Source organism: Paenibacillus castaneae, from assembly GCF_002884445.1.
Taxonomy (GTDB): domain Bacteria; phylum Bacillota; class Bacilli; order Paenibacillales; family Paenibacillaceae; genus Pristimantibacillus; species Pristimantibacillus castaneae.
The window spans coordinates 6,163,430-6,181,516 of record NZ_KZ614144.1 but is presented as its reverse complement, the minus strand read 5'-3'; the positions used below and the strand labels follow the sequence as shown (position 1 = coordinate 6,181,516).

At 44.4% G+C, this 18,087-nt stretch carries 17 protein-coding genes; 10 read left to right on the top strand and 7 right to left on the bottom strand.

What is annotated here, in order from left to right; all coding sequences use genetic code 11:
- Window positions 1-108 precede the first annotated feature (108 nt).
- Together CEF13_RS27805 and CEF13_RS27800 are read right to left on the bottom strand one after the other, a co-directional pair.
- Window positions 109-1,824, bottom strand: coding sequence for a GMC family oxidoreductase (locus CEF13_RS27805; protein WP_102716596.1), 1,716 nt, complete (start codon window positions 1,822-1,824; stop codon window positions 109-111).
- A gap of 19 nt (window positions 1,825-1,843) precedes the next feature.
- Window positions 1,844-2,614 (bottom strand): gluconate 2-dehydrogenase subunit 3 family protein, encoded by a 771-nt coding sequence (locus tag CEF13_RS27800; RefSeq protein WP_102715970.1) that lies wholly within the window; start codon window positions 2,612-2,614, stop codon window positions 1,844-1,846.
- 149 nt (window positions 2,615-2,763) lie between these two features.
- Here CEF13_RS27800 and CEF13_RS27795 point away from each other — a divergent pair, with 149 nt between their 5' ends.
- On the top strand, window positions 2,764-3,456 hold the full coding sequence (locus CEF13_RS27795) for a hypothetical protein (protein ID WP_146022766.1): 693 nt from the start codon (window positions 2,764-2,766) through the stop codon (window positions 3,454-3,456).
- 560 nt (window positions 3,457-4,016) lie between these two features.
- On the opposite strand, the gene CEF13_RS27790 is transcribed toward CEF13_RS27795, so the two are convergent.
- On the bottom strand, window positions 4,017-4,460 hold the full coding sequence (locus CEF13_RS27790; protein ID WP_102715965.1) for a MarR family winged helix-turn-helix transcriptional regulator: 444 nt from the start codon (window positions 4,458-4,460) through the stop codon (window positions 4,017-4,019).
- Between the two features lie 134 nt (window positions 4,461-4,594).
- On the opposite strand from CEF13_RS27790, the gene CEF13_RS27785 reads away from it, so the two are divergent.
- Both CEF13_RS27785 and CEF13_RS27780 read left to right on the top strand, forming a co-directional pair.
- Window positions 4,595-5,182, top strand: coding sequence for an NAD(P)H-dependent oxidoreductase (locus CEF13_RS27785; protein ID WP_102715963.1), 588 nt, complete (start codon window positions 4,595-4,597; stop codon window positions 5,180-5,182).
- 52 nt (window positions 5,183-5,234) lie between these two features.
- Entirely contained in the window at window positions 5,235-6,230 is a 996-nt protein-coding gene (locus tag CEF13_RS27780; protein WP_166742927.1) for a zinc-dependent alcohol dehydrogenase, read from the top strand.
- 40 nt (window positions 6,231-6,270) lie between these two features.
- Here the strand turns inward: CEF13_RS27780 and CEF13_RS27775 are convergent, their stop codons facing one another.
- A complete protein-coding gene (locus tag CEF13_RS27775; protein WP_102715959.1) occupies window positions 6,271-7,260 on the bottom strand; it encodes a DMT family transporter in 990 nt (329 codons plus the stop codon).
- A gap of 163 nt (window positions 7,261-7,423) precedes the next feature.
- On the opposite strand from CEF13_RS27775, the gene CEF13_RS27770 reads away from it, so the two are divergent.
- From CEF13_RS27770 to CEF13_RS27755, 4 genes are all read left to right on the top strand, one after another.
- Window positions 7,424-8,281: a LysR family transcriptional regulator gene (locus tag CEF13_RS27770; protein ID WP_102715957.1), complete on the top strand. Its 858-nt coding sequence runs from the start codon at window positions 7,424-7,426 to the stop codon at window positions 8,279-8,281.
- A gap of 144 nt (window positions 8,282-8,425) precedes the next feature.
- Entirely contained in the window at window positions 8,426-9,058 is a 633-nt protein-coding gene (hxlA, locus tag CEF13_RS27765; RefSeq protein ID WP_102715955.1) for a 3-hexulose-6-phosphate synthase, read from the top strand.
- Between the two features lie 6 nt (window positions 9,059-9,064).
- Window positions 9,065-9,622: a 6-phospho-3-hexuloisomerase gene (gene hxlB / locus CEF13_RS27760; protein ID WP_102715952.1), complete on the top strand. Its 558-nt coding sequence runs from the start codon at window positions 9,065-9,067 to the stop codon at window positions 9,620-9,622.
- A 114-nt stretch (window positions 9,623-9,736) separates the two neighbouring features.
- Window positions 9,737-10,111, top strand: coding sequence for a winged helix-turn-helix transcriptional regulator (locus CEF13_RS27755; protein ID WP_102715950.1), 375 nt, complete (start codon window positions 9,737-9,739; stop codon window positions 10,109-10,111).
- Window positions 10,112-10,276: 165 nt separating this feature from the next.
- On the opposite strand, the gene CEF13_RS27750 is transcribed toward CEF13_RS27755, so the two are convergent.
- Both CEF13_RS27750 and CEF13_RS27745 read right to left on the bottom strand, forming a co-directional pair.
- Window positions 10,277-12,073, bottom strand: a complete 1,797-nt coding sequence (locus tag CEF13_RS27750; protein ID WP_102715948.1) for an FUSC family protein — start codon at window positions 12,071-12,073, stop codon at window positions 10,277-10,279.
- A gap of 294 nt (window positions 12,074-12,367) precedes the next feature.
- Window positions 12,368-13,456 carry a PRK06851 family protein gene (locus CEF13_RS27745; RefSeq protein WP_102715946.1) on the bottom strand — a complete coding sequence of 363 codons (1,089 nt, stop codon included), beginning with the start codon at window positions 13,454-13,456 and terminating at the stop codon, window positions 12,368-12,370.
- Between the two features lie 214 nt (window positions 13,457-13,670).
- On the opposite strand from CEF13_RS27745, the gene CEF13_RS27740 reads away from it, so the two are divergent.
- Together CEF13_RS27740 and CEF13_RS27735 are read left to right on the top strand one after the other, a co-directional pair.
- Window positions 13,671-14,507, top strand: a complete 837-nt coding sequence (locus CEF13_RS27740) for a YitT family protein (protein WP_102715944.1) — start codon at window positions 13,671-13,673, stop codon at window positions 14,505-14,507.
- 311 nt (window positions 14,508-14,818) lie between these two features.
- Window positions 14,819-15,748, top strand: a complete 930-nt coding sequence (locus CEF13_RS27735) for a methyl-accepting chemotaxis protein (RefSeq protein ID WP_102715942.1) — start codon at window positions 14,819-14,821, stop codon at window positions 15,746-15,748.
- 42 nt (window positions 15,749-15,790) lie between these two features.
- Here the strand turns inward: CEF13_RS27735 and CEF13_RS27730 are convergent, their stop codons facing one another.
- On the bottom strand, window positions 15,791-16,780 hold the full coding sequence (locus tag CEF13_RS27730) for an EAL domain-containing protein (RefSeq protein ID WP_102715940.1): 990 nt from the start codon (window positions 16,778-16,780) through the stop codon (window positions 15,791-15,793).
- 258 nt (window positions 16,781-17,038) lie between these two features.
- Between CEF13_RS27730 and CEF13_RS27725 the strand changes: the two genes are divergently transcribed.
- The gene (locus CEF13_RS27725; RefSeq protein WP_102715938.1) at window positions 17,039-17,938 is read left to right on the top strand and encodes an alpha/beta fold hydrolase; all 900 of its coding nucleotides are present in this window, start codon (window positions 17,039-17,041) and stop codon (window positions 17,936-17,938) included.
- The last annotated feature ends 149 nt before the right edge of the window (window positions 17,939-18,087 follow it).

Sequence of the window (18,087 nt, the reverse complement as noted above, 5' to 3'; positions counted from 1 at the left end):
ACAAATGTGGACGGCAGCAAAATTGTCGAGGCAACCTATCCTATAACGCGAATAAGCAGCGGGTCTCACTGCTGAGACCGCTGCTTATACATTCCGCTATTCTGCTTGTTAAACAAGAATACCGCCGCTTTTGCTATATTTCACAATGCCGTCAGCAGCTCGGTAGGCAAGAGCGCCAACCGTGCCCGTTGGATTGTATCCGCTGTTGTGGGCGAAAGCGGATGCGCCAACTACGAATACGTTCTCCACGTCCCACATTTGCAGGTACGAGTTCACCACTGAAGTATCGGGATCTGCTCCCATGATGGCACCACCCGTGTTATGGGTGGATTGGTATTGGGTAATTTCATACGGTCCTTGTTCGTTGTAGACGACGACTTGGTCCGCTCCCATCTCCTTGAGGATTTCACCACATTTGTCACCCATAAACTTCACCAAGTGCTTGTCTCGTTCTTCGAAATCAAATGTAATCCGCATGAGAGGATCGCCGAACGAGTCCTTGTAGGTTGTGTCCAGATCGAGGAAATGATGCTGGTACGGCATACAAGAGCCTTCTGCCCAAACCATTACGCTGCTGTTGTAATATTTAAGCGAAGCTTGCTTGAACGCTTTGCCCCAGCCAGGTGTATCGGGCGGAACCGTGTTGTTCGCGATTGGCCGATTGCCCGATTGTGAGTAGGCAATGTTTGCTCCATGAATGAAATTGTAATCTTTATGGTCGAAATTATCGCCGTTGAAATCATCGATGGTTACCGCCATAGAGCCAGCTCCGGAATAGAGGTTGAACTGTCTATTCTCAAAAAATCCAACCCCCGCAGCAGCCTCGACTTGGTAAGCATAGTTTTTGCCAACAACACCTTTTCCGGATGCTGGATCATAAGGCTTGCCTATATTGGACGTAAGCAGCAGCCGCACATTATTGAACACATAGCTGGTCAGGACCACGATATCAGCCGGTTGTTCAATTTCCTCACCAGTCGTAAGATCGACATACATGACGCCGGTTGCTTTATTACCTGTATGTAGAACTCGTCTGACATTGGAATGCGTTCGAATCTCGAACTTTCCGGTTTTCTTTGCTACCGGAATGACTGTCACGACGGGATCAGCCTTAGCTCCATATTCACAGCCGAACCGTTCGCAATAGCCGCAGTATTGGCAAGCAGCACGCTCAATTCCATCGGGATTGGTGTAGTCAGTCGACAAATTGGCCGAAGGCATAATATACGGGTGATAGTTCAGCTTTTTCGTTGCATCGACAAATAATTTCATTACTGGCGATGCCTTCATCGGCGGAGTTGGATAGTCACTGGAGCGTTTGCCTCCGAGAGGATTAGCTTCTCCGCTAATGCCAGCCATTTTCTCGAATTTGTCGAAATAAGGCTCTAGCTCGTCGTAGGTAATGCCCCAATCCTGAATGGTCATGCCGGCAGGGATTTTGTTCTTACCATAGCGCTCAATCGTCTTTGATTTAATCTCGAAATCGTAAGGCAAGAAACGGAACGTCATGCCGTTCCAGTGGACGCCTGCACCGCCAAGCCCGTCACCCAGCAAGAAAGAACCGTAGGAGCGCATGGGCAGCGCACGAATTTTCTCACTTGGACGAAATGTGATCGTTTCTTTGGACAGATCCTGAAACAGCTCATAACGACGCGCATACCGCAGTTCGTCATGCACCATATAGTAATCCTCGGTATTGCGCTCCTTGCCGCGCTCAAGACCGACGCAGTTAAGGCCGGCCTTCGTTAATTCAGAGGCGATAATGCCGCCTGCCCAGCCGACACCGACAATGACAACATCAACTTTAGGTAATTTTTTCGCCATCATAATCCCCCATCCTGCATTATTGTGTCATATGCTCCCGCAAGCTCATTGGCGGCAGTTTAACGAAATCTTCCTTCTCGATAATATCCGTATAAGCCATTTGGTTGCCCGGGAAGTTTTTCATTTTCCAGCCTGCCATTTTATCGTTCCCGCCATAGAGTGGATCCGCATATACGCCTTCCATTGTGCTGCTGAACAATATGTTGAAGAACCCGCTTGCTGAGATCGTTGTGAGCTTTACCTCGTCCTTCTCGAAGGCAGTCAATACAGCGTCCTGCTCTTCCGGGGCAAGCTTAGGGAAATTTTTCTGGTATTTCGCGTTGCTGTAATTTTGCATCTCACGCAAGGCGATATCGAAGATTTCCCTTCTCCTTAAATGTCCCTGGTAACCTTGTGTCGACTCACCTGTGAAAAAAGGCCCTTGCATATATTCTCGACCGTTCATGCCCCAATCGCTTGCCAGTTGGTGATCGATGAAATAAGCTACGCCCAGTTCCTGGGCTCCAGGTCCCTGCTCGTCTTTCGGAAATATTCGTTCTGTCGCGGCATCGACTATCATGAACTGCTCTTGGTTAAAGTACATAAGAGCTTGGTTGTAGTTCACGACCGCCGTGTCTTCGGTTTTGGACGGTATCAATTCTTTAGTAGCCGGGCGAATTAGATTTCCTACCACGCCTCCAACAATTAAACCGCCTACTGCATATCCAGTGTTTTTGATAAAATTACGGCGCGAACCTGAGGGCGGTTTCTGTTCGCTGCGGTCTTTTGGATCTAATTTGGAATCACTCATGATCATTAACCTCCTTTATACCTGTTTCATCAGATTTCATTCAAGGGAGTTGCCGCCAATTAGAGCATTCCCTAAAACCTCCATAAATAATTATGATCATTCCAGAAAATAATAAAGGCGGAAGAATTGAATCAAGTGAGGTGTTCGAATTGAGAAAAATGACGTTCAAAGCAGCGATTCCAGTTGTATGCGTAGTATTTCTAATCTCCGCTTGCTCAACTGCTCAATCGGATAGGTCTATGCAAACGAAATCAGTGCAACGGTCAGCGGCACATAAGAGTCACAGTCACATCAATAAAATTTCAGTCATTCCAAGCTATAACGGACCTAAACATGAAACTACGAATCAGTATGGCAGTACGTACAGCGGTATGGGCATGTCGGTATATAGCAGAATCGGCAGTTCAGGTCTAAGTGCCGACGGGGAATCAGGCAATATGGAAGCGGTGCTTAACGTTCAAGGCATTCATGGGGTGAAAGTGCTTATGCTTGGAGATACGGTTGTCGTGGGGGCAGAAAAGGGAGGCGCCTCGGGGATCGATCCATTGCAAAGCAAATTGCTTAGCCCGTACTCTGGCAAATCCGGCGTGAGCAATAAGAATACTAGCGGAAGCACGTCAGTTCGTACGGAGAAGGAAAAGGATCTTTATTTGAATCAAGCAAAGCAGCGTGTTCAGAAGCTGTTAGGCGGACAAGTTCGAGTGCTTACTGTCACCCATCCGGATGCTCTAGCTGCGATGGAAAGACATAAGAGAAAAGGGAATGTTACCATGACATCGGCCAATCGTGCACAAAGTGAGGACATTGCCCTCATTCTTAAACATGCGGAAGGCTCGAAATAATGCAGCATTGGTGGCAATGAGTTTGACTCAAAACAATCGCGGATGAAGGGCACCTAAGCAGGTGCCCTTTTGTTCAGGTTGGTGTTTTATGCGAATGTGAATGCGAATGTGAATGCGAATGCGAATATCATGTCGGTGTGGGTGTTGAACGAATAAGGCAGGTTGGTATTGTTTCTGGCAGACTACATACTTCTTCGTAGGAGAAATAGAGCTAATTTCTAGCTCTATTTCTCCAAAAATAAGCTAATTATATGGAATAGAGCTAGTTTCTAGCTCTATTCCGCTCATCTATCGTTGTATGAGCTTAAATCTTCCATCTTTATGAGAAATAGAGCTAACTTCTAGCTCTATTTCTCCAAAAACAAACTGAATATGTGGAATAGAGCTAGTTTCTAGCTCTATTTCGCTCAGCTATCGTCGCATGAGCTCAGACCTTCTACCTGTATTGGAAATAGAGCCGATTGTTAGATCAATTTCTCCTAAAACAAACTGAGCTTGCACAAAAAGGGCTGCCTCGTAATGTCATAAATGACCTTAGAGACAGCCCTTTCTTATGGCAATTACGATGGTGCATCGGAGTAGAACACTTTGGATTGAAGCACATCCAAAGCACGGTCGATTATTTCTAATTCTTCTTCGGATGCATCTTGTATCCGCTGCTGGAAACGTCCCTCTATGCGTTTAAAGGCCTCGTCCATCAACGCTTGCCCATCTTTGGAAAGTGAAATAAATTGCTTGCGATGATCCTCGGCGTCAGTAGTCTTATCGCATAAATTTTTGTCGCATAGTTTTTTTAGCTCGCGGCTCGTATTTGGCATGGACATATGCTGACATTCACTAATTTCACTAAGAGTAACAGGTTGACTAACGGCTACATACTCCAGAATACGGTATTGAACAGGAGTGATAGAATCCCATTTAATATCTCGTGTCATATCATGTGTAACCTGATGAACAGCAGTGGTAAAGGCCACAAATTTATGGAAAAATGCTTTCTTGTCCATGGAGATCACCTCTTAGTGATACGATAGCAAATTAATTATCATAAAACAATTATCATAAGATAATTATCATTTGACAACATAAAATCTTCGTGTTACGATTTTAGTTATCAAATGATAATTAAAGAGGTGGCGTGATGAAAACGCTAGTTATTTATACCCATCCTAATCATCAGAGCTTAAATTATGCATTTTTGCAAAAGGTCATTCAAGGGATTAGTGAGAATCCTAATGCGGCGGACATAAGAGTAGTGGATTTATATGAAGAGAAATTTAACCCGGTATTGGTTTTTAATGAACAAAAGCGCAGAAGGGATATGCACGCAGATCCCCAGCTTGCGAAATATCGAGAACAAATGACGTGGGCGGATAAAATTGTTTTTGTATACCCGATCTGGTGGGGACGGCCTCCGGCGATGCTTATGGGATTTATAGACCAAATGTTTGCATCAGGCTTTGCCTACAGGGATAATGGAGGACTTCTGCCTGAAGGATTATTAAAGGGGAAATCGGTTGTTTGTATTTCTACGATGAAGGGTCCGACACATTATCCTTTGTTCTGGTTGCATAATGCGCATAAAGTATTGATGAAGAAAGCTTTGTTTAGTTATGTGGGCATCAAAAAAGTAAAGTTTTTCGAATTTGGCCAAATGGAAAGCGCTAAGGGGAGGCACGCTGAGAAATTAGATCAAATCTATCGATATTTCAAAAGGATAGACCGTTAGAATATCCCATATTATACTAATACAAAAAGATTATTAGTTTATGGAGGCATCTATGAAACAAATCAAGGCATTTGGTCCTCAAGATCTCAGAATGGTAACAAGTGAAGTGCCGACATTAGCCGCTGAAGAGGTATTAATCGATATGAAAGCTTGCGGCATCTGCGGTTCTGATAAATGGTTTTGGTTCGTAGATGGACCTCATGATTACGTGGCAGGACATGAGGTCGCCGGCGAGGTCACTGCCGTCGGAGCGGGTGTTAGACATTTGCAGCCTGGTGATCGAGTCGCCGTAAATAATGTGAAGGGCTGCGGCACGTGCACAGTCTGTCTGGCCGGACAATTCGTTCGCTGCCCGAATGGCATTACGCATATGGGATTTGGGTTTTCGGAGAAGATTGCTGTTCCGGAAAGAAACTGCTTGAAGCTGGATAGTACCATAAACTGTGAGGTCGGAAGCCTGATTTTCGATAATTGGGGAACACCTTATTCAGCAATTAGCCGAACCTCAATGAAGAGTGGAGACTATGTTGTTGTTATAGGTTGTGGACCTATCGGGTTGGCGGCGGTCAGACTCGCAAAGCTGCGAGGAGCGATTGTAGCGGCAGTGGACCCGATACCAGCAAGGCTGGAAGCGGCACAAAGACAAGGAGCAGCCTTTGTATCCTCGCCTAATGAAGCGCTGGCTTCGGAGCTGATGCAATTTACAAAGCAGCAGGGCGCTGATATCGTCATAGAATGCTCGGGTAAATCCGATTCCTATAAGCTTGCTTTTAGCCTATTAGCCATTGGGAGCACATTAGTGTCTATTGGTGAAGGAGCAAGGTTTGAGCTTAATTCTAGTGATCTTATTCATAAACATATAACAGTAGTGGCATCTCTGTATTCTACGATGGAGGATGGCGAGCAGGTGCAGCGTTTGATCGTTAATGGCGACATTGATCCTATGGCTTTCGTCACACATAAGTTCAAGCTGGATGATGTTCCAACACAATTCGGTAAAGTAATTGAGTATGACAATGGATTATTGAAATCAATGGTGATCTGCTAGCCAATTCGTTTGAAGACGAAGATGTGTTAAGGCTGTCCACTTAAGGGGCAGCCTTAATCATATTAGGCATAGGCTCATGTGCTGCGGGATAGGTTCTGGCAGCCTTTTGGCGAATACTTTTCCTCTGGTACACATTACTTCGTACGAGTGCAAAGATAATGAGCAGCGTCCCGAAAAATTCATAATAGCTAATTTGGTAGCCTTGCAAAGCCATTAGCAAAAAGGTGGTAATAGGGACGAAATTAATAAACAATATGCCGTTAAGCGGTGATAATAATTTGATGCCTAAATTCCAGCTTAGCAGGGCAGCCAGTCCTGGCAATAAGACCATAAACGACATTTCATATTTAATGGAGAGTATGGTCTGCCATGTCGGAACGGGAAGCACGTGAAAGGCAGAAGCAAGGGCAACGATGATGAAGGAAACAGCACTTCCCAGCAAGCAGGTTAAAGTCGAATAACGAAGGATCGACCAATCCTTAAACTGACTTCCTCCCATGGAATAGACTACCCACCCCACAACCCCCGCAAAAATCAGAAGCAGCGGAAGAAGATGCTGTCCAGCCATTATGAAAAATGCCAATTTTCCGTTCGTGATAACGAGCAAAGCACCAACAAGCGCGATAGCTGCACTCGTGAGCATGTATTTTTTTGGAGCTGTTTTTTTTGTTATCCAGATTACCATAATAGATATCATTGGCATAAGAACTTCCATGATTGAGGCGGCGACTGTACCAGATTCGCCCATGAGCTGTTGACCGAGAAAGACGCACATATTATAGACCGTAAAGGCCATCGTGCCAAAAAACAATAAGGCTTTGCCCCTTCCTTCTAAGCGAAATGAGGCTCTCCCTTCTTTCATCCAAAGCAGCGCGCTGAGAATAACTCCTACGATTAAATAACGGATAAACGAGAAATAGAAAGGATCGATTTGTTGTAATGCAAGATGTGCAACGGGAAACATCGCTCCCCAGGACATACTTGCGATGAGGCACAATATGGAGCCGATAATGATTTGTTTCTTTAACATGTATGCTCTTCTCTCCCCAGCCTGATTCTGACAATGATTTCTTTAAATAATGATAGGTGGTTCGAAGGCTGTAGTAAAATGATTAAAAATAAAGTTTAATATCATTTATAATGATAGTATGGAGATGAACATATACAGATCGGAGAGCAGAGGAGAGGACAAGTTGGAATTTAAGGATTTGAAAATTTTTCAGTCTGTTGCCACTCACGGAAGTGTCAGCAAAGCAGCGCTGGAGCTGAACTATGTTCAATCTAACGTGACTGCCAGAATTAAGCTGCTGGAGAAAGAGCTTCAGACTCCATTATTTTACCGGCACAAGCGAGGAATGGTCCTAAACACGGAAGGCAAACGGTTGCTGGAGCATTCGAGAGAAATTTTGTCGAAGATGGAGGAAATGAAGAGCAGCTTTCAGAATAAATCCCACCCTTCCGGCGTCCTTGAGATCGGTATCGTAGAAACGGTGGTTGCTCTTCCCTTTATTTTATCCTCGTATCATAGCAAGTATCCGAATGTTGAAATTTCATTAAAAGCCGGAGTCACCGATCAATTGCTGCAAGAGGTCATTGATATGAAGCTGGATGGAGCATTCGTTACAGGACCCATCAGGCATCCCTTAATTGAACAGGTGGAAGTTATTCAAGAAAAGCTTGTGCTCGTTACCAAAGGAAATGCCTTCTCGATGGAGGATATCACAACAAAACCTCTCTTGCTGTACAATAAAGGCTGCGGCTACCGCGGGAGATTGGAAAGCTGGATGAAAGTGGAGGGAATTATCCCTAAGCAGATCATGGAGTTTGGAACGTTCGGGACAATTATAGGAAGCGTAGCTGCGGGAATAGGAATTACGATTCTTCCGGAGTCTTCCATCGCCCAGTTGGTAGCGAGCGGCACCGTGTTTGGCCATAGCGTTCCTGAACCTTATCGTGAGATCACGACAATCTTCATACGCCGGAAAGATTCGTATGTAACGAGCACGCTCCAATGTTTTATGGATGAGATTATTGCCCGGACGTACGAATAGTAGCGATTGAAATAACCCTTATCTATCACATTAGTATCCTCTAGGTAACTACAGCACAATATTGTGCCTACTTCCGAAAAGGAAATCAAGCATTTACAATAAGCTTGTATCAAAAATAATGATGGATAAGGGAGCGATAACCACATGGAACTTCAATTAGCACTCGATCTTGTCGATATTCCTGAAGCTAAGCGGGTAGTGGCAGAAGTAGCGGATTATATAGATATCGTTGAAATAGGAACACCGGTTGTTATTAATGAAGGGCTTAAGGCTGTTAAGGAAATCAAGGCTGCCTTCCCGAATTTGCGCGTACTCGCTGATTTGAAAATCATGGATGCTGGCGGATATGAGGTTATGAAGGCTTCCGAATCAGGAGCAGATATTATTACCGTTCTGGGGGTATCTGATGATTCGACCATTAAGGGTGCCGTGGATGAAGCTAAGAAGCATAACAAGAAAATTATGGTGGACATGATCAATGTGAAAGATATTGAAGGAAGAGCGAAAGAGATTGACGCTCTTGGCGTAGACTATATTTGCGTACACTCCGGTTACGACCACCAAGCGGCTGGAAAGAACTCATTTGAAGAGTTGTTGGCAATTAAACGCGTAGTGAAGCATGCCAAAACAGCTATTGCGGGCGGCATTAAGCTGAGCACGCTGCCAGAGGTTATCAAAGCTGAACCGGATCTTGTTATTGTAGGCGGAGGCATCACAAGCCAAGAGGATAAGAAGGCAACGGCAGCGGAAATGAAGAAACTGGTTAGTCAGGCCTAGTATCCGATGGAAACGACGAAATATACAGCTGAAATTGTGAAGGAACTGCAGCGCTCTGTATCCTTAATCTCAGAAGAAGAGACTAAGAAAATGGCGGATATGATTCTAGCGTCCCGTAAGGTCTTCCTTGCGGGAGCCGGAAGATCGGGCTTAGTGGGACGTGCCTTCGCCATGCGCCTTATGCAAATGGGGATTGCGGCTTATGTAGTTGGAGAAACGGTCACTCCTGGTATCGCCAAGGGGGATGTTCTCATCATCGGCTCAGGCTCTGGAGAAACGAAGAGCTTAATTACTATGGCTGAGAAAGCGAAAAGCATAGAAGCATCGCTTATTGCAGTTACGATTGCTCCAGAATCTTCGATTGGTATGCTGGCGGACCACACAGTCAAATTACCGGGATCACCGAAGGATAGAGCGAATGGCAGCTATGCAACCATTCAGCCGATGGCCTCTTTATTCGAACAGACGTTATTGATTTTTTATGATGCTGTTATTCTTTTGATGATGGAGAAACAGGGCTTAGATACGGTTGGGATGTACGGAAACCACGCCAATCTGGAGTAGGCTATTTCGCTCTGGTAAAATTTCAAATCGTTCTCACCACTTGGTGAGGACGGTTTTTCTATTTGTTCGGTTCATAAGGCAGCTATGGTATACTGCGGGAAAGGGGAGATCATAATGGCAAATCAGGTGAAAGAACGAATTAATCTTAAGGAAATTAATTGTCATAAGGAATTAACCCTAGCAGTCATAGGAGGAAAGTGGAAGCTGATTATTTTGTGGCATCTGGGTTTAGAAGGAACAAAACGGTTTGGCGAGCTAAAAAAACTGATCCCCAATATTACGCAAAAAATGCTAACCAATCAGCTTCGTGAGCTGGAAGAGGATCAATTGCTCTTGAGGAAGGTATATCCGGAGGTTCCGCCTAAAGTGGAGTATTCTCTTACCGAGTATGGACAAAGTCTGATGCCGGTATTGCGATCGATGTATGACTGGGGCGAGAATTATGGTAAGCATGTCGTATGGAAGGATTCTAAACCGCTTTGTGAATAAGTACGTCATGATGACCTTGAATATAGCAGGAGAACTGTTGATGGTTGGTGCGCTCGCACTCTCGCTGATTCTACCTGTATTTTGTTCCAAACCGAAACGATGATCGGCATGATCAGAGCTGAGAGGGCATCCCGTGGGGTGCCCTTTTAGTTTGAATTACATGCTTTACGGGATTGATTCGCTTTGCGCAGTAATCATTTGAATATGTTTTTGAAGATGGATGATCTCTTGTTGAATTTTTGAAAAAGCTTGGATTTCGGGGACGTGTTTCATGGATAGCGGATAACGATGCTCAATTGCTGCTGCCATCGTTTCGAAGACAAGCAGCAGCTGGGCAAGGCTTTCATCTGACAGAGTAGGGCGATCAGCGTATTTCTGGCAGGCTTCCAGTAAATATCCTAAATGCTCGATAGAGTCTATAGCTGGATTAAAGCTTTCTAGTGCTATTTTTCGGCTTGGCATTTCTCCAAGTGCCGTTGTGTATACAAGCCTTAAATTGTTTGAATGGGTCTTCATCGCGTTTCGTTCCAGAAACGGTTTGAAATCCAATCCGGTTCTATGCTTCGAAAACAACAAAAAAAGATATTGCTGCTGGCTTCGAATGGTTTGAACCATGAGATCGGAAAGCAAACCTGAAGCCTGTCTCCGACCTATCAATAATGTTCCAATGAGACCAATAACAGAACCTATAACCACATCTGTTATTCTTGCAGTAGTGAAGTAAGCAGCATGTTGTAACGGAGTTGTGCTTTCGGCAAGGAGCAAGGCATTAGGCGTAATAAATAATACGGCAATCGCATAATTCAGAACGATGGCCAGCTCTGTGAGGAAGGTTAATATGACGATAGCTATTACAATAACAATCCCCTCAGGATGAAGGAAAAGAATAATCGTTGCGATCAATATTCCGACGACTGTTCCTAATGAACGCTGAATCGCACGATGGAATGTGGAAATGATGGACGATCCCGACATGACTGCCGCACAGGATAAGGTAATCCAATAGGATCGGTTAAAGTCAAAGGAATAAGCGACAATAGCAGCAATAGAGAGGACTACTCCGTATCGTATAGCTGTAAGCAAAACAAGGGAGCTCCTATTAAAAGAATCATTAAAAATACGCTTCAGAGAAGGTTTTGAGATATTGATTTCATGATCAATCTCTCCTAGCGGTTCCTTAATAAGCTCCTCCACTGCAATATTACGTATAGCTGTTAACAGCTGTGGCGGAACCATCTCGTTCTTATCCAAAACACCTACAAAAATCTCATTCGCACGTTCATACAATAAAATTAGCTGTATATAGGGTTCTGAACTTCTCCAGGCTGCATACCCTGCTGAAAGCGTATCTTCGGTTGATTTGAACGTGGATACAAGTCTCCGCTTAGTCTCATCGGATCTATTCGTCCCCACTGAGTCTATATAGTGAGCAAGATCTTGATACGTTTTTTTTATCGCGATAATTTCTGGTCCATAGGGATTGCGGAGCCAGCCAACCATTCCAATTACCCAAGCCAATCCTCCGCCTAAAGAAACGAGCCCAGCACGAAAGGGAGCTAGCGAGGGATCAATAGCCATTCCAGTAGCCATCGCAAAACCTAACACAAAAAATATCGCTGCTGGCCCTGCAATTCGCAAAGCTCCAAAAATAAATGTAGCGATTGCTCCAATCAAGCCCACTACCAGTGCTGAAGCAATTGGGAAGGGGGCGAGCAACGTTCCTAGACCAACGGATATGGACATGCCAAGAAGAGCGAAGAAAAGCTTCTTTGCTCTCTGGGCATAAGGGATATTGAATACATAAAGGTAAGTGAAGCTGCCGATGCCAGCCATTAATCCGTATTCGAATTTTCCTGCTAGTAGTCCAACGAGGACGGGTATCCCGGAGCATATACCGGCACTAATCGCTTTTGTCCAAGGGAGGGGTCGTTTATTAATCGTAAAAGCATGATCGATCAACATAAGGGCTCCTTATCATCATAAATCAAATTTTCATTCTCATATATTGTCCATTATTATACTCAAATGGTTGCTTTCGCACTCCTTGTAGGGCACGAACTTTACAAAACCACAAGCGGTAGATTCGGGCTTGGGCTATACCTTATGTAGCTGCAGCAGTTGATGCTGGGCTAGTCAGTGGTGTTCTTAACAAAGTGGAATAATGAATACAAGCTTCAGCCCTATAAGAAAGCCTGCAGCCTTCGCCAATTTGGTGAAGTGCTGCAGGCTTTCTGCATATCGGAATCGTTATGATGCTTAGGCAAAATTTCTTGCAATTGTCTGCTTAATGCCTTCTTTGATTTGCTCCAGCTGCCGGAGATCAGTAGACTGAGCATAGATTTTCTCCCGTTCATCCTGCAGTGACTTGGCAAATGCAAGGTGCTCGATCGATTGCTTCATTTGTGCAGCGTAGCGGGCTTTGATGTCGGCGATGCTATCCGAATACAATTCATCGGTTCCGGGCTTGATACAAGAAATGTACATATCCACGATCTCATCATCGGAGCGATCAGGGAAATATTCATGCGGCGCCGTACTGTCAAATATAGCGAAGCCAAGCTCTCTTACGATGACCATATCCAAGCTGTTTGGATCGAAGCCGCAATGATAAATTTCGACATCGAGACCTCGTTCGATTGCAGCTGAAGCTATTTTTTTGAGCATAGTCGATTTACCGGAACCAGCGCGGCCTTTTACGAAATACCTTTTCAAGCCGTCTGTCAGATTCGGAACGAAATCAACTGCACCGAGCGGCGTCGCAGCACCTAGAAACCGGCGGTCAACCCGGCTTGGCTTCTGCAGCCTACTATCGCCATAGAGTGTATGGATATAGGACATAGTCAATTCATCGGCTGCTTTAAAATTCATGTTGTCGATATAGAGTGCTTCCCAATCGTCATGAATGCGCAGTGCTTTAGCGAAACTGGCGTAAGCACGCTCATACGCTTCCGCGATTTGAATAGTTAAGCGATCAATTTCCTGCTTATGCGCGCTTAAATTGTCGGAATAGGAGGCTTCACCCACATTAACGTATTGCAGGGTTGCTCCCGGCAATTGAGGCACAGTGAAACGTGGCCCTGTTCCATCGATGATCCCGAGCTTTATTGCAGGAACAATTAATCCATCGAGCGCATCATTATCGGAGGGGCAGTGGATTAACCAAATATCATAGCCGTCACCGGCCATATCGTCCGCGACAGCTTGAATCAACTGGGATCTCACGGCAATGGGTCCATCTTTCAAAATATAAAGGCGCTCCACTTCTTGCAAAGACGAATCGAATAGGCTGGTAAAACCAAGGGCTGTATTGCCGTTTGCATAGAAGTGTTTGATGATTCCAGTCATAACTGTCACACCTTTCTAGGCTAATGTCATGCTGCATATTCCATCGTATTATTTGGAGATCAAAAAGGTGCTTGCATTTATTTCCACAATATCAATGGTGTTTCAGGGAAAGGGAAGCCTGAATTTGGTACCTTTTCATTTCTTATTAGAGATGATACGCTGAATAGTAACTTAAAAAAAAGCGACTGTGCAGCTCACCAAGAAGGGACAAGCTATGAAAAAACGCATTCTAGATATTATTGTCATTATGATCGGATCCATATTCTTCTCCTTAGCCGTCAATCTGTTCATTATTCCCAGTGAGTTCGGCGAAGGCGGGGTAACAGGGGTAACTATTATTTTCTATTACCTATACCATTGGTCTCCCGGGCTTTTAAGCTTGATCCTCAACTCCCTATTATTAATCGTGGGCTATAAATTTTTGGATAAGACGACGACGGTTTATACGATTATTGCGGTATTGTTTAATTCACTGTTTTTGCACCTTACGGAAAACTGGCATATTGTATCGGATGATTTAATCATTAACGCAATATTCGGCGGTGTATTTGGCGGAGTGGGAATAGGCTTGATTATAAGAGTTGGCGGGACAACAGCAGGGTCAACTATTATGGCCAAAATCATGCATAAATACTTAGACTGGAATGTCAGCTATGCGCTCTTGTTAATTGATTTGGTTGTTGTTTTCGCGTCATCGTTCATTATTGGGATTCAAGGCTTAATGTTCACCATTGTTATGCTCTATATCGCAACCAAAGTGATGGATTTCATTATTGAAGGGGTCAACCCTAAGAAGGCGATTACGATTGTATCCAAGGAGCAGAATAAAATAGCGGAGCAAGTCAATGTGATCATGGACAGAGGCGTCACCGTCATCTATGGACGGGGTTACTATTCAAACTCGCCCAAAGAGCTGCTCTATATCGTCATTAGCAAACAGGAAGTAAGTATGCTTAAGAAAATTGTAAGATCGATAGACAAAGAAGCGTTTATTACCATCCACGATGTAAGGGATGTGTTTGGAGAAGGCTTCGTGGATATTTCGAAATAGTACGGAATGATGTTCGCTTATTGTTCCGAAATTATGCATATAACAGGGTTATTCCTTCAAGCGTCTGAACAACCGGCTTGAAGGGATAACCCTATTTATTTTTTGAATGCACTGTTTATATGGCTGGAAACACGGAATGACTGAAATTGTACATAAACTATACAATATGGTTGGATTATCAGGGATTTCCGGTATTAATGGATCGTTTATAGGAAATAACTTGCTAATTTCTTGTGGTATTTGTATAATTCAATGCAAAAGTTATACAAACTATGTACAATACAATTAGTTGGAAAAAGGGGATCATCTACATGATCGATGCGAAAACGGTACAATACGTGACGACTCAAGTTCTGGGACAAAGAGAGGTGCTCTCTGCACTCGAGCAATCGCTTGCTATGATTGAATTTGATATGAATGAGCGAGTGCTCTGGGCAAATGATCATTTCGCAAGAGCGATAGGCTATCAAGCAGCTGAGCTGCCTGGTATGCAGCATCGACAGTTCTGTAAGAAGGAATTTGTAAACAGCGTAGACTATGTTAACTTCTGGGATGGATTGCGCAGCGGGAAGGCCTTTCAGGATAAAATATTGAGGGTGACGAAAGATGGCCGTTCAGTGTGGCTTGAGGCCACATACATGCCCATTCGAGATGACGAGGGCCGCGTACACGCTTTTCTTAAAGTGGCTACGGATATTAGTGCCCGTGAGCAGGCGACGGCCAAATTGACTGAGGAATTGCTGCAAATGTCAGATGTGCTGCTGGAGCGAGCTAAGGAAGGCATTACCCGAAGCCAAGAAGTGGAATCTGCCATTAAGAGGATAGTGGAAGGATCCAGTGAAAATATGGTTGTTCTCCAGCAGCTTGAGCGTCAGACGGGACTGATTCGCGGCATAGTGAAAACGATTCGAGATGTCGCTTCGCAAACCAATCTCTTAGCTCTCAATGCGGCTATTGAAGCCGCTCATGCGGGAGAGCACGGCCGCGGCTTCAACGTTGTCGCTAGTGAAGTTCGCAAGCTGGCTGGACAGGTACAGGAAGCCACTAAGGAAGTAAACATGTACGTGGAGGGTATTGTCGCCCAAGTGCAGGAGATCGCTAAGGGAACCAAGCATTCACAAGTCGTCATAAGTGATAGCCAGATCCGTATTCAACAGGCGGTGGATGAGTTTATGGGTATCGGCGCAGCCGCACGGCAGCTGGATAAGCAGGCTAAGCAGCTGGGTATTATTTTGCAATAACCAGCTTGCTGCAGTCTGGATTCTCTTTGTAAAGATGAACGCTTATGAGCATTGATTAATAGGAGCCGGCCTCCCGAATAAATAACCCTGGAACAGCTGGAATCCGGAATCGCGAAGCCAAGTGAAATCTGCTTCTTCCTCTACTCCCTCAGCTAGCGGAACTGAATTGATTTGTAGAGCAGCATGAAGCAGCTTTAGGGCGACCTCCTGTTTTTCAGGGCATGAAGAAACTCCCTGTACGAATCCTTTATCCAGCTTCATATAATGAGGCTTTAATTCCTGGAGCAGCTCGATTGTGCTGAAGCCTTCCCCCACATCATCCAGTGCATACTGGAAGCCGCGCTGCTTATAATAGCCCAGAATATTTTTCAAATGCTCCAGATCATCAACCTTCTCGGTCTCCACAACTTCAAATACAAACATGGAAGGCTCGATACGGAGCTGCTGCGCCAACTGGATCGTCGATTGCAAGCAGTGCTGCGGTGAATAGATCGAGGTTGGGATGAAATTAATAAATATTTTTCCTGACAAGCCTGCTGAAGAATGAACAGCCGTCATTCTGCATAAACGATCAAGCGAATATAAGCGATTGCGCAGCTTCGCAGCTTCAAATACTTTCATTGGAGAGAGGAGACTCCCATCCTCCTGAATAAACCGTGCGAGCATCTCATGTGCATATACAGAACCACGCTCATCGACAATCGGCTGAGCATAGCAGATTATGCGCTGCTGCCGAATAATCTCATCTACCCATTGTGAAGATAGAGCTGCTTCCAGCTCGTGCAAGGGCCGCCAAGACTCATCCTGTAATCGGAATGTAAGCTGCTCGACATCCATATGATCTTTGCAGAAATCATCAAAATCCGCAATGCCAGACTCTTTTACGAACAACGTATCATCCGTAGAACTTACAAGCGTGCGTCTGGCATTTAAGAAGGGGATGATTTGCGGGAGAACCTGTAGATTTTGTTTGCCTGCCGCCTTTATTTCATAAATAAGCTCGGAAGTATTGCAATTAGAGCATTGAGTCATGAGGCCACATCCTATTTATGAGAATGAAATGTCTATAGGTTTTACTTTCGACATTTTCGAGGCTTATCCTGTGCGAGGAAATGAAATTATCTGCTTATGCAGCATATCTAATACATAAATACAATAAAAAATGGATTAGAGAACGGTTGAATAATATTGAAATTTTTCCTCCCGCCATGTTCGAATTATTGGAATCTTCTGTTAGAATGGATCTTATAATGGGATGTCAGATGGAATTGAAGCCAATGGGGTGAAGGAATGAATCAGACCATATCTATATTTAGAAGTGACAGCAAGCAGCCCGTTTATCATGCCGTTTACGATCAAGCGCTGATCGAATGGCCGATTCCCTACGAAACTCGATATGTAGAAACGAGCTATGGCGATACCCACATCATTATTTGTGGCGATTCACAATTGCCGCCTCTGCTGCTTATCCATGGTATGACTGCAACTTCTCATATGTGGAGTGTCAATATATCTGAGCTGAGCCGCAGCTTTTATGTACATTGTATTGATGTACCTGGTGATTTCGGTAAGAGTACAGTCCAGCAGCCGTTGTCGAATAAAGAGAGTGCGGCGCGGTGGCTGTCAGAACTTGCAGACGGGCTGCAATTCGACACATTCCATTTAATGGGTCATTCGATGGGCGGGTTTCTGTCATTGAATTTTGCGCTTGTTCACCCGTCACGCGTACGTTCATTGATCCTTTTGGCGCCTGCAGGCTCCTTTGCACCTTTGCATTGGATGTTTTTTCTGAAAGTGTTTCCAGCTGTACTTTTCCCGAAACGTTGGCTTATATTACTTGCGTTCAAATGGTTCATGTCGAAGCATAACCGTCTAAATCTTCTATCAGAATCCTATAAAGAGCTTCTTGTGGCTGGCTATCAATGCTGTGTCCCGCAGCTAAAGGTCGTCCCAAGCGTGTTTTCTAAGGAGGAATTATCCCGTCTCCATGTTCCTACATTATTTCTCGTTGGAGAGGATGAGGTCATTTACCGTTCCATTGAAAAGGCTAAGTCCCACGCTCATCACATACCTAATATAACCATAGTCACTTTATCTAGGGCAGGGCATCTCTTGAGCGTGGAGCAGAAAGAACGAGTTAATGGGCTTGTTATCGATTTCCTAAATCAGCAGGCGGGAAATACGGCTTAGTGTTAAATAATGAAACTATCAGCCGTTTTTCTTGCTGTTTATTGAGAAAAAAAATTAATTTCAATAACTGAAATTAATGCCCTTCCCTTTCGCGCTACGCGCGCTATAACTTCAAAAGTTGAAATTACCTCGAAATCATAACTGTTTTA